We start from the raw sequence: 14,625 nt of genomic DNA on the forward strand, positions 1-14,625 counted from the left end.
GTCACACGGCTTCGGTGACCGGGACCCCGCGCTGCGGGACGCGGACCACCAGCATCGCCACCAACCCGGCGATCAAGACCAGCGAAATCCCGCCCAGGCCGGCGCGCACGGCGCCGAACACGTCGACGAACACCGAGAACAGCCACGGCGCCAGGAACGCCACCGCCCGCCCGGTCATGGTGTAGAGGCCGAACGCGACGCCTTCCCGGCCGTGTTTGGCCATCTGCAGCAGCAGGGCGCGCGACGACGACTGCGTCGGCCCGATGAACATGCACAGCAGCAGCCCGCACACCCAGAAGGCCGCCGGGCCCGCCGACGCCATCAGGGTCAGTCCCAGGGTGATGATCGCGGCCAGCGAGGCCACGATGACGGGCTTCGATCCGACCCGGTGGTCGACGAACCCGCCCAGCACGGCGCCCACCGCGGCGACGACGCACGCCGCCACCCCGAAGATCAGCACGTCCGCCTGGGAGATGCCGTACACGTTGACGCCGAGCACCGCGCCGAACGCGAAGATCGCCGCCAGCCCATCCCGGAACAGCGCGCTGGCGACCAGGAAGTACACCAGGTTGCGGTCGCGGCGCCATTCCGCGGAAACCTCGGTCCACAGCTTGCGGTAACCGCCCAGCATGCTCGTGGGCTGATACAGCTCGGCCGGCCCGCTCAGCCGTTGCGCCACGAACAGCAACGGCAGCGCGAACACCGCCAGCCAGGCCGCCGCCACCAGCATCGCCTCGCGGACATAAAGCCCGTCCTGCAAGGGAATTCGCAGCAGTCCGCGCGTCGCGCCCGGTCCCGAGTCCGATCCCGAGATGAATCCGGTGTAGATCACCAGCAACAGCAGGACGCTGCCGCCGTAGCCCGCCGCCCAGCCGAATCCCGATATCCGGCCGGCGGTCTGCGGTGTCGAAAGCTGGCGCAGCATGGCGTTGTACGGGACGCTGGCCAAGTCGCCGCAGGCCGCCGTCGCCCCCAGCAGCACCAGGCCGGCCCACAGGTAGCCGGGCCGGTCGCGGATGAAGAACATCGAGGCGGTCAGCGTCACCGCCGCGGCCGTCAGCACGCTCAGGGCGACCCGCCTGCGATGCGGTGACTCCACCCACACGCCGACGGCGGGCGCCAATATCGCGACGGTCAGCCCGGCGATGGCCGCGGCCCGGCCCAGCCAGCTCGCCGGCGTGGTGCTGCCCCCGATGCCCACCCCGACGCTGCTGGTCAGATACACGGCGAAGACGAAGGTGGCCACGATCGCGTTCAGGCCGGTCGAGCCGCAGTCCCACAGCGCCCACGCGACGACGCGAGATCGCACGGGGGCGGCGGAACGTAACTCCGGCTGACTCATGCCCGGCACTCTAGCGGCGCCACCGATCGGCTGCGGATCGCCTTTCGTCGGCTGTCTACGATTGGCGCATGCCGGTACCCGCTCCAAGCCCCGAGGCGCGCGCAGTTGTCACCGGAGCTTCGCAGAACATCGGTGAAGCGCTGGCCACCGAACTCGCCGCCCGCGGACACAATCTGATCGTCACCGCGCGACGCGAGGATCTGCTGAAGAATCTGGCCGCCCGCCTGAGCGACCAGTATCACGTCTCCGTCGACGTGCGACCCGCCGACCTGGCCGACCCGGGCGACCGCGCGAAACTGTGCGACGAGCTGGCCGCCCGCCCCATCTCGATCCTGTGCGCCAATGCGGGCACCGCGACGTTCGGTCCGGTGGCGACGCTCGATCCGGCCGGCGAGAAGGCCCAATTGCAGCTGAATGTCCTAGGGGTGCATGACCTTACGTTGGCGGTGCTGCCCGGCATGGTCGAACGCAGGGCCGGGGGCATCCTGATTTCCGGTTCGGCCGCGGGCAATTCGCCGATCCCCTACAACGCCACCTACGCCGCCACCAAGGCGTTCGTGAATACCTTCACCGAATCGCTGCGCGGCGAGTTGCGCGGGTCGGGGGTCAACGTGACGCTGCTGGCGCCCGGCCCGGTGCGCACCGACCTGCCGGCCGACACCGAAGCGTCGATCGTGGAGCGGCTGGTGCCGGACTTCCTGTGGATCTCGACGGAGCACACGGCCCGGGTGTCGCTGGATGCGTTGGGCCGCAACAAAATGCGCGTCGTTCCCGGCCTGACGTCCAAGGCCATGTCGGTGGCGAGCGGGTACGCCCCGCGCGCCATCGTGGCGCCCATCGTGGGCGCGTTCTACAAAAAGCTCGGCGGCGGCTAGGCGCGGGGCGGGTTGGGCAGCCCTCCTCTCACGGTCGTGCTGGCCCTCCGCTCACGGTTCGGGCCGGCCCCTCCGCTCACGGTCGTAACGCAGCGGCGGTTTTGCGCGCGATTCTTCGCCGTGGCGTTACGTCCGCGATCGACGGCGACGGAGGCACCCCACTACTTCCGGCGGCGGCGACCAGTGCCGCCGAAAATGCTTCTCACCGCTTCGCGTATCGCCGTGTTGATGCCGCTTTTCACCGTCGGGTTCTGCAGCACTTCCTCCCACATCGACGGGCCCTTTTCCCCCTTGGGTTCCGCCGGCTCCGGCATCGGCGGGACGGGTTCGTTCGAGGGGACGGGCGGGTAGTCGGACTGGGCTTGGGGCGCCTGCGGACCCTGGGGGGCCGGCTGGGGTTGCGCCGGGGGCTCAGCCGTGTGGCCGTACTTTGCCTGCAGCGGACTGTCTTTGGCCGCGGCCCCGATGGCCTCGTTGCCGATCGACGCCATCAGCGAGCGGGGCACCCGCATGCGGGTCCACGCGACCGGGGTGGGCGAGCCCTTCTCGGAGAGCACGGTCACGACGGCCTCGCCGATCCCGAGCGACGTCAACGCCGACTCCAGGTCGTAGACATCGGTTTTCGGGTAGGTGCGCACGGTCTTCGACAGCGCCTTCTGGTCGTCGGGGGTGAACGCCCGCAGCGCGTGCTGAATCCGCGCGCCCAACTGGGACAGCACGTCGTTGGGCAGGTCGGTGGGCAACTGGGTGCAGAAAAACACCCCGACGCCCTTCGAGCGGATCAGCTTGACGGTCTGCTCGACCTGCTCGAGGAAGGCCTTGGACGCGTCGGCGAACAACAGGTGCGCCTCGTCGAAGAAGAAGACCAGCTTGGGCTTGTCGATGTCGCCGACCTCGTCCAGGACGGTGAACAGGTCGGCCAGCAACCACATCAGGAAGGTGGAGAAGATGACCGGGCGCAACGACTGTCCGCCGAACTCCAACAGTGAGATGATGCCGCGGCCGCCCTCGACGCGCAGCAGGTCGTTCGGGTCGAGCTTCGGCTCGCCGAAGAACGTGTCGCCGCCCTCGCCCTCGAGGTTCACCAGCGCGCGCAGGATGACGCCGGCCGTCGTGGACGACACACCGCCAAGGGATTTCAGGTCGGCCTTGCCCTCGTCGCTGGTCAGGTGAGTGATGGCATCACGCAGGTTGGCCAGGGTGACCAGCTGGTAATTCTTTTCCTTGGCCCAGTGGAAGATCAGGCCCAGAGTGGACTCTTGAGTGGCGTTGAGCCCCAACACCTTTGACAGCAGCACCGGGCCGAAGCTGTCGACGGTGGCCCGAACCGGCACGCCGAGCCCACCGGTGCCCAGCGACAGGAACTCCACCGGGAAGCCCGTCGGAGTCCAGTCGTCTCCCGTGTCGCGGGCACGCGCGGCGGTTTTGTCGTCGCCCTTCCCCGGTGCGGACAGCCCGGACAGGTCGCCCTTCACGTCGGCCATCAGCACGGGTACACCCGCGGCGCTGAGCTGTTCGACGATCAGCTGCAGCGTCTTGGTCTTGCCGGTTCCGGTGGCGCCGGCCACCAGCCCGTGCCTGTTCACGGTCGCCAGCGGAATGCGGATCTGCGCCGTCGGATCGGCGGCGCCGTCGACCACGACGGTGCCCAATTCCAGTGCCTGGCCGTCGACGGCGTAGCCGTCCGCGATCCGGCTCGCCGGCGTTGCCGCTGAATCGGTGCTCATCGTGCTGCGCCCCCTCTTCCCCAGTGATTCGGCATGCAGTTCGACAACGCTCACCCTACTTCTCGGGCGGATCCGGGGGCGAGGCCCAACGGCGACCCGCCGCGCCCGGCTCCGCCGCGCTTGCGATCGCCACGGGTCCGATGGTGGCGACCCGCCGCGCCCGGCTCCGCCGCGCTTGCGATCGCCACTAGTCTGAGCGCTGTGCGTGACGAATTGGTGTGGATCGACTGCGAGATGACCGGACTCGATCTCGGTTCGGACAAGCTGATCGAGATCGCGGCCCTGGTCACCGACGCCGATCTGAACATCCTCGGCGACGGTGTGGACGTGGTGATCCACGCCGACGACGCCGCCCTCTCGGCGATGGGTGACGTGGTGACCGAAATGCATTCGCGCTCCGGGTTGATCGACGAGGTGCGAGCGTCCGCCGTCGACCTGGCGACCGCCGAGGCGATGGTGCTGGACTACATCGGCCAACACGTCAAGCAACCCAAGACGGCGCCGCTGGCAGGAAACTCGATCGCCACCGATCGCGCGTTCATCGTGCGCGACATGCCGGCGCTGGACACGTACCTGCACTACCGCATGATCGATGTGAGCTCGATCAAAGAACTCTGTCGCCGCTGGTATCCGCGGATCTACTTCGGTCAGCCCACCAAGGGGCTCGCCCACCGCGCACTGGCCGACATCCATGAGTCGATCCGCGAATTGCAGTTCTATCGGCGCACCGCGTTCGTCTCCCCACCGGGCCCGTCTACCAGCGAAATCGAGGCGGTGGTCACCTCCCTTGACGGTGGACGAGACGCACCGGGACCAAGCGATTCGGCCAGCGCGCCGACGAGCCGCTAGTATCTACAGTCGCTGCTCGTGCAGGCCTGCGGGTCGGCACACAGCCATGGTGGGTGTAGTTCAGTTGGTAGAGCGTCAGGTTGTGATCCTGAATGTCGCGGGTTCGAGTCCCGTCACTCACCCCATTGGTCAGGGAGCATCGCCGCTCCCTGACCTTTTACGGTGGTAGCGACTCCGCGCACCGCTGTTGCACCGGTGAGTGGAATGCAGTGAATCGACAACGTCTTGCCTCGCCCATGATGCGAACGGCCATCGCGGCCGCCGCGCTGTTCCTCGCGGGCTGCGGTGGTTCGAGCCACACGTCGACGACGGTCATATCGACCCCGCCGGCTGAGACCAAAACGGTGACGAAGACCGTCGCCCCGCCGCCCCCACCGGGCCCGAAGACGTCCATCGAGGCCAACGGCACCTACATCGTCAACAAGGACATCGCGGCGGGCACCTATCGGACCGATGGCGGCAAATACGGCTGCTATTGGGCAAGGCTGCGCAGTTTCGACACCAACGACATCATCGACAACAACGTCGGCGACGGCCCCCAGGTGGTTCGGATCATGCGGACCGATACCGCGTTCATGACCCGAAGCTGCGGAAGCTGGCACAAGATCGACTGACCGAGCCGGTCAGGTGTTGGCGTTGCCCGCCTTCCACTCCGGCCACGGGATGTTCCAGTCGCCGAGCCCCTCGGTGCCCGGCAAGGTCGGGCCCACCGTGTGCACAACCTCGACGATGTCACCGCTCTTGCTGTGGTCGTAGAACCATTCGGCGTTGCTGGGGCTGACGTTCAGGCACCCGTGGCTGGTGTTGGTGTGACCCTGGGCGCCCACCGACCACGGCGCGGAGTGCACAAAGACTCCGCTGTAGGACATCTGGGTGGCCCAGTCGACTTCGGTGCGATATCCGTTGGGCGAGTTGACCGGAACCCCGTAGGTCGACGAATCCATGATCATGTGTTTGAACCGCGCGCCAACGATGTAGATGCCGTTGGCCGTTGGCGTGCTGTCCTTGCCCATCGACGTCGGCATGGTCTTGACGACCTCACCGTTGACCCGCACGGTCACGGTCTTCGTGGTGTCGTCGGCGGTCGAAATCACCTCGTCGCCAATGGTGAAGTGCGTCTTGACGTTGTCCTCACCGAACATCCCGTCGCCCAGATCCACGCCGTAGGTGTTGACGGCCACGTCGATGGCCGTTCCCGACTTCCAGAAATGCTCTGGGCGCCAACGTACTTCGCGATTGTTGAGCCAGTAGAACGCACCCTCCACCGGTGGGTTCGTGGTGATGGTGATGGCCTTCTGGGCCGCCGCCCGGTCCGCGATGTTCTCGTCGAAGCGGATTGCCACCGGTTGGCCGATGCCCACCACCTCGCCGTCGACCGGACTGACGTACGGCATGGTCAGGTGGGCCGGTGAGCTGGTCGCGAAGGTCATCTGCTTGCTGGCCGCGCCACCCAGCCCGGTCGCCTTGACGTTCAGCGTGTAGCGCCTGTTGTAGCCGAGCTGCTCGGTGGTGGACCAGCGCAGCCCGTCGGGGCTCAGCTTCCCGCTGATCGACCTGCCGTTTTCGTTGACCATGGTGACCGACGCGAGCACGCCGTCGGCGACGCTCACCGTCACCGGCGCCTCCACCGTCACGCCGACGGCGCCGTCGGTCACCGAGGAGGTGAGCTTGGGGACCAGCAGGTCGGCAAAGGGCGTGCCCTTGTCGAAGATCACCTTCGCCGGCGCGGCCGCGTGGTTGCCACCGCAGGCGACGGCAAACACGGCAACCGCGGCGATCGCGGCCGCCAGCCACGATCTGCGTCCACGCAAAGGCGTCATCCAGTGACCTTCCATTCAATTCTCGAAGTTGGTCACCGCTGACCTCGCTGCACGCATTCTAAAGGGTTTCGCCGACCCGACATGCCCACAGCGGCGCGGGCGGCCGTACGGTGTCTCCGCCGCAATGAATTCGTCACTCGGGCGAGGTCAGTGACCTCGCGGCACCACAGCTGCGCGGGCTTCCTGCAGCTGCGCTTCGGCCCGGTCGCGGGTCGCGACGGCCTCGACGCGGGCGAGTTTGATGATGGCCGCCGTCATCACCGACGCGGCCGCCACCAGGGCGATCATCCCGGCGCGACCCGTGTTCAGCGTCTCGCCGAGCACGACCACGCCCAGGACCGCCGCCACCACGGGCTGCGACACCTGCAGCGTGGGCATCGACGCGGTCAGCGGGCCTGCCCGAAATGCGGCCTGGCTCCACACCACGCCCCCCAGCGCGACCAGGATGCAGGCGTAGAGCTCTGGAGCGCGGGTCACGGCGCCTAGCCCGTCGCCGAGCCGAGCGACGACCTCCTTGGTGAGCGCCGCAAAGGCGCCCCACAGCGCCCCCGACACGAAGGCGAACAACACGGCGGCCACCACGCCACCCCGGATGCGGCCGGCCACCACGCAGCCGACGAGCAGCGGCCCCAGGACGATCGCCACCACGGCCCAGGTTCTCAGCGATGCGCCACTATGGCCGGCCTGCGGATTGCCGACGACCACGACGACGACCACCGCGGCCGTCAACAGCGCGGCCCACACCCATTCCCCGCCGGTCACGGTGCGGTGCGACAACCTGGCGTTGAGGGGCAGGGCGAACAGCACCGACGACATCAGCAACGCCTGGACGAGCAGCACCGATCCTTCACCCAGGGCCGCGGCCTGCAACGCGATGCTCGCCGCCAACAACAGCGTGCCCCACCACCAGCGTTGGCTGCGAAGCAAATTGGCGAACAATTCGACGGAGCCCACCGCCCGGTCGGTGATGCGCTGCGCCGCGCGTTGCTGCAGCACGTCGCCCGTGGCAATGCACAGCGCGGAACTCAGTGCGAGCAGAGCGGCGATCAGTGTGTGCGACATGAAAATCTCCGTCGGTATCCGGTGGTGCGAGCTCCGGAGTGTTGGAAAACCCTTGCTGCACGACGCATATCGGAAGTTCAGCTGCGATGGGCGGTGGCCCTGTCAGCCCACCTTCTGGTCAATGACCGGCCCCCGTTCGGTGCGTCGCGGGCCCAGCGGCCGCGCCCCACCGCGACCTCGCCCTCTTCACCGGTTGCGGACCGCTCGCGCAGCCACACCAACCGCCTTGGGGCCCACCACGTCCAACGGCCCAACAGATGAATGAAGGCCGGCACCAATACCATTCGGACCAGGGTGGCGTCGACCAGCACGCCGAGGGTGAGACCCAGGCCCAGCATTCGCATGAACGACACGTGCGCGGGAATCAACGCGGCGAACGAAATCGACATCACCACTGCGGCGGTCGTGACGACGCGCCCGATCCCGGCGATGCCCAGCGCCGTGCTCTCGTCGGTGGCGGCGCGCGCCTCGAGTGCGGTCGGCGGCGTCTCTCGGTCGGCCTGCGAGGCCAGCCAATACTCATGGATGCGCGAGACCAGGAATACCTCGTAGTCCATGGCCAGCCCAAAGGCGATGCAGAACAACAGCACCGGGATGTTGGCGTTCAACGTGCCGTTCGGTGTGGTGCCCAGGGCGCCCAGGTGGCCGTCTTGAAAGATCCACACCATCGCGCCGAATGCCGCCGTCAGTGACAGCACGTTGCACACCAGCGCCTGCAACGGCAGCACCGCGCTGCCAGTCAGCAAGAAGAGCAGCGCGAACGTGATGAGGGCGATCAGGGCGAACACGATCGGCAGACGCTGGGTGATCGCGTCGACGCTGTCGCGGTTGATCTGCGCCAGACCGGTCAACAGCACCGAGCGCCCCGAGGGTCCAGCGACCTGATGCAATCGGTCGAGCTGGGTATTTGAGGCGTTCGAATAGAGCGGGGCGGTGCTCGACACCGTCAAGAACGCGGCGCCGTTGGACATGCCGGTGGCCTCGGCCGGCGGGCCCACCCGCTCTCCGCCCACGAACGTGCCGGTCGGCGCGCTCACCGCGGAGACGTCAGGCACGCGGGACAGCTCGGCGGCGTAATGCTGCAGGTCGGCGGGGCTCAGGCCGCGGGCGTCGGGGACGACGACGGATACCCCGGTGCCCAGCCCGTTAGCGAAATCGTTGTCCAACATGTCGGCCACCTGACGCGCCGACGCCCCTCTGGGCAGCACCCGCTCGTCGGGGAAGCCCCATTTCACCCCCAGGAACGGCGCCCCGAGCAACAGCAGCAACACCACGACACTCAGACCGACCGACATGGCGTGGCGCAACACGTAGCGGGTCGACCGATACCAGAACTGTGTCTCGAGCGGTTGGTGTGCGTGATCGCGGAACGCACGCTGCCCGTGCAGCACGCGATGCATCACCCGGCGCGCGTTCAGCGAGTCCAACCGCGGCCCCAGCAGCACGATCGCGGCAGGCGTGACCACGACAGCGGCCAGGGCCACGATGATCGCGGTGACCACGATCGTGTACGCCGACGACTTCAGGAAATACATCGGGAACAGCGCCATCACCGCCATCGACAGCCCGACGGTCGTGGCCGAGAACAGCACGGTCCGGCCGGCGGTGGCCATGGTGCGATACAGCGCCCGGTCGCGGTCCTCGGTCCGGGCCAGCTCCTCGCGGTAGCGGGTGATGATCAGCAGGTTGTAGTCGATGGCCAGGGCCAGGCCCATGGCGATGCTCAGGTCCAGGGCGTAGGTCGACACGTCGGTGGCGAAGGTGATCAACCGCAGCACCGACATGGTGCCGACGATGGCCAAGAGGCCAAGGACGATCGGCAGCGTCGCCGCCACCACACCGCCGAGCACCCAGACCAGGACCGCGAAGCTCAGCGGGATCGCGATGGACTCCATCAACAGCAGATCCCGCTGGTTCTGCCCGTTGATCTGCGCGTATGCCACGGCCATGCCGCCGGCGCGAACGGCGACGCCGTCACGGTCGTGGACCAGTTCACGCATGAGCGTGCTGGCGTACTCCTGGGCCTTGTTCTCCCCGCCTCGCAGGTCGGCCACGATCATCCCGGACTTATCGTCCTTGCTGACCAGCTGGGCCGCCGTCTGAGGCGGCGATGTCCACGCCGAAGAGACGTCGATGACCCACGGCGATCGTTTCAAGTGGTCGACGATGTCTGTGCCGACCTGGCGCGCTTTTCCGCTGTGGGCGCCCGCGGGCGCTGTCAGCGCGATGAGCATCTTCTGGTCGGTTTGACCGAACTTGTCCCTGAGCAGTTCGGTCGCCCGCGCCGATTCCGATGTCGGGTCCTGGAAGCCGCCGGCCGACAGACGGTTGACCACCGGAATCCCGAAGATCCCGGCGGCCACGAGGACGAGAACGGCGGCGGCAATGATGCGCCTGGGCGCCGTGATGGCCAGCCGAGCAACTCCTCGCAGCACTGCCATCCTTTCCGTTCTGGCGCCCCGGCCTAGCTCTATACCCACAGCGAGCCCGTTTGACGCCCCCCTCAGGGACTCATTTCCGCGGCTGCGTCGGAGATGGACGCATGACCTATGTAAAAGTAAGACGGCCGCGTTCGCGCAATGATTCCGTCACACCCGTGATCCGCCTTGCACCCCAGCTCCTACGATGACGGCTTGTGGGCGGCGTCGCCGACGTTGTCGCGACGTTTCATAACCCCGGACTCGGGTACCGAAGAAGGGCGGCATTCCAGTAAACGAGCTTTGGTGGATTCGGTTAAATCACGGATTCGGCTGGGCCACAATCGAATTGGATGATCGATGAATACAACCAACGAAGCCATCAGGATCAAGCATCCAACCGAGAAGGACTGGCAAGCCGTCTACGAGAACCAGGCGCGCGCATACGGGGTTGCGGTGGACCCGCACGACGTCGCAGCCTGGACGCGCCGGACCAACCTGCAAAATATCCTGATCGCCGAAGACATGTCCGATCCGGAAAAGCCACACCTGGTCGGAACTTCCCTCTATTACCCACTGCGGCTCACGGTGCCGGGCGGCGCCAGTCTCGACGCCGCGTGGTTGTCGATGATTGCGGTCGCCGCGACGCATCAAGGTAAGGGAATCTGGCAACAGCTCAGCATCCACGGCTTCGGAATATTGCAGGAGCGTGGTTATCCCATTCTTTGTGGTGTTCCCACCCAGCCAACGGTTTACGAAATCCTTGGGGCCGGGGTGGCCAGCTACGCCAGGACCTACGACATCGAGCCGCGTTTCACCCAGCTGCGCAACAAACCCGACCGAAATCGGGCTCGTGAGGTCGACGCTGCCGAGGCGGCACGCTTGCTACCCTCGGTTTACGAGCGATGGCGCAGCATCACCCCGGGTGCGCTGAGCAGAGATGATGCGTGGTGGGACGACATCCTGGAAGACAGGATCACCCAGCGGGACAACGGATCGGCGCTCAATTTCATCGTCCACCCGGATGGTTTTGTGACCTATCGGGTGGCGGGTGCGTCGCCGCACGCCTATCGGCGGCCTTTCGGAAGCGTGATCGTCCAAGACTTCTGCGCGGTCACGAACGAAGCCCACGACGAGCTGTTGGCGACGCTGGTGGGCTCCAAAACGTTCGACAACGTCGTGATGGAGGTTCCTGTCGATGACCCGCTCCCGCTCAAACTCAAAGACCAACTCGCCGCGAAAACGATAGGCATGAGCGATTTTCTGTGGCTGCGAATCATGAACGTGCCCGCGGCGCTCGCCACCCGCGCTTATTCGGCCGACGCCGACGTCGTCTTGGACATCACGGACCCGCTCACCGTCGCGGGTGGACACTTCCGGCTGCGGACGCGCGATGGTGTCGGCGAGTGCACGCCCCACGACGGGCCCGCGGACGTCCAGATACGCCTCGGTGATCTGGGGACGATCTACATGGGAGCGCACCGACCATCGGAACTCCACAGGGCGAACCGCCTCACCGAGCTGCAGCCGGGCGCGGTGCGCACGCTGGACGCCATCTTCGCCACCGACCGCGTGCCCTATTGCGGCACGCTCTTCTGATCGCTCGTTGAGCCACGAATCAGATTGCGGCACAAACTATTTCGGATTCGTTTCGGGGTAACGCATCTCTCGGCGGCCGATGACCCGCGGCGGCGGGTCCGCCGCAATTCTGGCCGCCATCACGCGCCGCCGGTCGCGGGGCGAGCTGGGCGGCCGCGGCACAACGGGTTCACTGGCGGCCGAGCGGCTATCCTGGGACGCGGTCGGGATTTCACGGGACGGCCGGACGCCTGTTATTGTCGCCTACGCGGTCTCGGCCGACCACAAGCGCCGTTAGCTCAGTTGGTAGAGCAGCTGACTCTTAATCAGCGGGTCCGGGGTTCGAAACCCTGACGGCGCACCAGCTCACCGAATAGTTCATTATTTGGTGGCTTCTGCACTTCAGGGGGTTGACCCGATGGGTAGCGATCTCCGGGCAATCCCTTTCCCAGTAACCCTGCGGGTCCTAGCATCGCTGCGGTGGGGTTTTTCAGAGGGCTCGTGTGAAAACTGAGCTGAAGTGGGTCGAACCCTTCGAGGGCCACTTCCATGCCAACATCGACGACCGCAGCGAGTACCGGGTCCATCTGGTCTCGACGGGCGGCTTCCGCGCCGAACGGGTCGATGACGGCTTCGTGCACCACGACCTGGGCCGGGCCGGCAGCGCCGCCGAGGCGCAGGCGATCTGTCAGGACCTGCAAACCCGGGCCGTGCGGCGCGCAGCGTGGGAGGCCTACATGGCCGAGAACGACCCGCCCGGCTGGGAGTAGCCCCGACCACCCTCGCGCGCTGCCGCCCCGAAAATTTGGCGTCGTATCCCGCCGCAAAAGCCCCTCCGACAGGTAATTTCTTGCTGGCACCGGTTGGCGCCGAAAGCGCCGACAGGCCCCTTGGGACATGCTGCGTCGAAGGAGCTGCAATGGGGTTCATCCGGCCCAACCTGCCGGTCGTCGACATGGCCGAGTGGACCACCCGCTCACGCGCCGAACGGATCGTGCCGATGGCACGCCACATCGCCGAGCACGGCTTCGGCACCCCGCTGGTGATGCACGTGATGTACGGCGTGAAGATCGCGCTCTACATCCTCGGCGGCTGGCTCTTCGCGTGGTCGACCTCCGGCATCGGCGGCTTCACACAGGTCGGCGCGTGGTGGTCGGAGCCGATTGTGTTCCAGAAGGCCGTGCTCTACACGATGCTGTTCGAGGTCGTCGGCCTCGGTTGCTGCTTCGGGCCGCTCGCCGGGCGCTACTTCCCCCCGATGGGGTCGATCCTGTACTGGCTGCGGCCCGGCACCATCCGGTTGCCGCCGTGGCCCGACCGGGTGCCGTTCACCAGGGGCAGCACCCGGACCTCGCTGGACGCGCTGCTCTACGGCATGCTGCTGTTGCTGATGGTGACCGCGCTGTTATCCGACGGCGGCGGGCCGATTCCCGGCCTGGACACCGCGATCGGCGTGCTGCCGCGGTGGCAGACCGTCGCCGTCCTGGCGGTCCTGGCCCTAATCAGCTTGCGCGACAAGGTGATCTTCCTGGCCGCGCGCGGCGAGGTGTACGCGCCGCTGGCGCTGACGTTCCTGTTCGCCGGGGCGGACATCGTCGTCGGTGCCAAGGTCGTCTTCATGGTGATCTGGCTGGGCGCGGCGACCTCCAAACTCAACCGGCACTTCCCGTTCGTGATCTCGACCATGCTGGCGAACAATCCGTTCATCCCGTCGGGACCGCTCAAGCGGTCGATGTTCAAACACCACCCCGACGACCTGCGGCCCAGCGCGCTGGCGGGTTTCATCGCGCACTTCTCGACCGCGGTCGAAGGGCTGGTGCCGTTGGTACTCCTGTTCTCACACGGCGGTTGGCCGACGGCCATCGCGGCGTTCGTCATGATCGTGTTCCACCTGAACATCCTGCTGGCCTTTCCGATGGGCGTGCCGCTGGAATGGAACGTGTTCATGATCTTCGGGGTGCTGTGGCTGTTCGTCGCGCACGCGCGCCTGGGGCTGTCCGACATCGCCCACCCGCTGCCGATCGCCGTCCTGTTCGCGGTGATAGCCGGCACGGTCGTCGTCGGGAACCTCTACCCGCGCAAGGTCTCCTTCCTGCCGGGCATGCGCTACTACGCCGGCAACTGGGACACCACCCTGTGGTGCGTGCGGCCGTCCGCCGACGAGAAGTTCCGCGTCGGCTCGCGCGCCCTGGGCCCGATGCAGCACCTGCAGCTCGAGCGGTTGTACGGGAGCAAAGAGGAGACCCTGATCCCGCTGCACCTGGCCCTGGCGTTCCGGGGCATGAACACCCACGGACGCGCGCTGCTCACGCTGGCACACCGGGCCATGGCCGACTACGACGAGGACGACTACAACCTGTGTGAGGGCGAAGTCCTGTGCTCAATGGTGCTGGGCTGGAACTTCGGCGACGGGCACATGCACAACGAGTGCCTGATCGAGGCGCTACAGCAACGGTGCGGGTTCGAGCCGGGCGAGGTGCGGGTGGTGATCCTCGACGCCCAGCCCATCCACCAACAGCGGCAGGAATACCGGTTGGTCGACGCGGCGACGGGCGAGTTCGAACGCGGCTACTGCGACGTCGACGACATGGCCACCAATCAGCCCTGGGCCGACGACATTCCGGTGTACGTCCAGAGCGACCGCGTCAGCGGTTCCTGACGCGGCGCACCGCCACCACGACGACCAACGCCCCGACCCCGGCCAGCGACGCCAGCACCACGGGCTTCTGCACGAACCCGATCACCCGAACCTTCAGGTCGTCGGCGAGGCGACGCGGGTTCGCCCGCTCGGCAAGCGAGTCGACGGTGGCCGCCAGCTGGTCACGGGCGACGTCGATGTCTCGCTTGATGGCTTCGGGGTCGCGGTCCGCCACTATGTCCTCCAAGTCGCCCACTATCCGGCTCATGCACCTGCCCGAACTACCCTAGATCAGCTGGCGGTAACCCCGACGCTCC

General features: G+C 66.9%; 12 protein-coding genes and 2 tRNA genes. 8 read left to right on the forward strand and 6 right to left on the reverse strand.

Annotated elements, in window-relative coordinates; translation table 11 throughout:
- Nucleotide 1 precedes the first annotated feature (1 nt).
- Nucleotides 2-1,342: an MFS transporter gene (locus QGN31_RS17940; RefSeq protein WP_009957502.1), complete on the reverse strand. Its 1,341-nt coding sequence runs from the start codon at nt 1,340-1,342 to the stop codon at nt 2-4.
- 68 nt (nt 1,343-1,410) lie between these two features.
- Between QGN31_RS17940 and cmrA the strand changes: the two genes are divergently transcribed.
- On the forward strand, nt 1,411-2,217 hold the full coding sequence (gene cmrA, locus QGN31_RS17945; protein ID WP_014384147.1) for a mycolate reductase: 807 nt from the start codon (nt 1,411-1,413) through the stop codon (nt 2,215-2,217).
- A gap of 161 nt (nt 2,218-2,378) precedes the next feature.
- On the opposite strand, the gene QGN31_RS17950 is transcribed toward cmrA, so the two are convergent.
- On the reverse strand, nt 2,379-3,944 hold the full coding sequence (locus QGN31_RS17950; RefSeq protein ID WP_014941602.1) for a helicase HerA-like domain-containing protein: 1,566 nt from the start codon (nt 3,942-3,944) through the stop codon (nt 2,379-2,381).
- A 201-nt stretch (nt 3,945-4,145) separates the two neighbouring features.
- On the opposite strand from QGN31_RS17950, the gene orn reads away from it, so the two are divergent.
- From orn to QGN31_RS17965, 3 genes are all read left to right on the forward strand, one after another.
- Complete coding sequence (gene orn / locus QGN31_RS17955; RefSeq protein WP_008255097.1) at nt 4,146-4,793, forward strand: oligoribonuclease; 648 nt, start codon at nt 4,146-4,148, stop codon at nt 4,791-4,793.
- 49 nt (nt 4,794-4,842) lie between these two features.
- Nucleotides 4,843-4,918 (forward strand) — tRNA-His (locus tag QGN31_RS17960).
- A gap of 111 nt (nt 4,919-5,029) precedes the next feature.
- The gene (locus tag QGN31_RS17965; RefSeq protein ID WP_014382148.1) at nt 5,030-5,407 is read left to right on the forward strand and encodes a hypothetical protein; all 378 of its coding nucleotides are present in this window, start codon (nt 5,030-5,032) and stop codon (nt 5,405-5,407) included.
- A 9-nt stretch (nt 5,408-5,416) separates the two neighbouring features.
- On the opposite strand, the gene QGN31_RS17970 is transcribed toward QGN31_RS17965, so the two are convergent.
- From QGN31_RS17970 to QGN31_RS17980, 3 genes are all read right to left on the reverse strand, one after another.
- Nucleotides 5,417-6,628, reverse strand: coding sequence for a L,D-transpeptidase (locus QGN31_RS17970; RefSeq protein WP_014941601.1), 1,212 nt, complete (start codon nt 6,626-6,628; stop codon nt 5,417-5,419).
- A 132-nt stretch (nt 6,629-6,760) separates the two neighbouring features.
- Nucleotides 6,761-7,675: a DMT family transporter gene (locus QGN31_RS17975; RefSeq protein ID WP_014941600.1), complete on the reverse strand. Its 915-nt coding sequence runs from the start codon at nt 7,673-7,675 to the stop codon at nt 6,761-6,763.
- A gap of 77 nt (nt 7,676-7,752) precedes the next feature.
- Complete coding sequence (locus QGN31_RS17980; protein ID WP_014941599.1) at nt 7,753-10,116, reverse strand: MMPL family transporter; 2,364 nt, start codon at nt 10,114-10,116, stop codon at nt 7,753-7,755.
- Nucleotides 10,117-10,452: 336 nt separating this feature from the next.
- On the opposite strand from QGN31_RS17980, the gene QGN31_RS17985 reads away from it, so the two are divergent.
- The 4 genes from QGN31_RS17985 to QGN31_RS18000 all read left to right on the forward strand — a co-directional run bounded on the left by QGN31_RS17985 (nt 10,453) and on the right by QGN31_RS18000 (nt 14,329).
- Nucleotides 10,453-11,691: a GNAT family N-acetyltransferase gene (locus QGN31_RS17985; RefSeq protein ID WP_014384142.1), complete on the forward strand. Its 1,239-nt coding sequence runs from the start codon at nt 10,453-10,455 to the stop codon at nt 11,689-11,691.
- A gap of 267 nt (nt 11,692-11,958) precedes the next feature.
- A tRNA-Lys gene (locus QGN31_RS17990) sits at nt 11,959-12,034 on the forward strand.
- Nucleotides 12,035-12,173: 139 nt separating this feature from the next.
- Nucleotides 12,174-12,440 (forward strand): hypothetical protein, encoded by a 267-nt coding sequence (locus tag QGN31_RS17995; protein ID WP_014384141.1) that lies wholly within the window; start codon nt 12,174-12,176, stop codon nt 12,438-12,440.
- 149 nt (nt 12,441-12,589) lie between these two features.
- The gene (locus QGN31_RS18000) at nt 12,590-14,329 is read left to right on the forward strand and encodes a DUF3556 domain-containing protein (protein WP_014941565.1); all 1,740 of its coding nucleotides are present in this window, start codon (nt 12,590-12,592) and stop codon (nt 14,327-14,329) included.
- On the opposite strand, the gene QGN31_RS18005 is transcribed toward QGN31_RS18000, so the two are convergent.
- Entirely contained in the window at nt 14,316-14,543 is a 228-nt protein-coding gene (locus QGN31_RS18005; RefSeq protein ID WP_014941564.1) for a DUF3618 domain-containing protein, read from the reverse strand. The genes QGN31_RS18000 and QGN31_RS18005 overlap by 14 nt on opposite strands.
- Nucleotides 14,544-14,625: the final 82 nt, after the last annotated feature.

Source organism: Mycobacterium sp. 2-64, assembly GCF_035918375.1.
In the GTDB taxonomy this organism is placed as follows: domain Bacteria; phylum Actinomycetota; class Actinomycetes; order Mycobacteriales; family Mycobacteriaceae; genus Mycobacterium; species Mycobacterium intracellulare.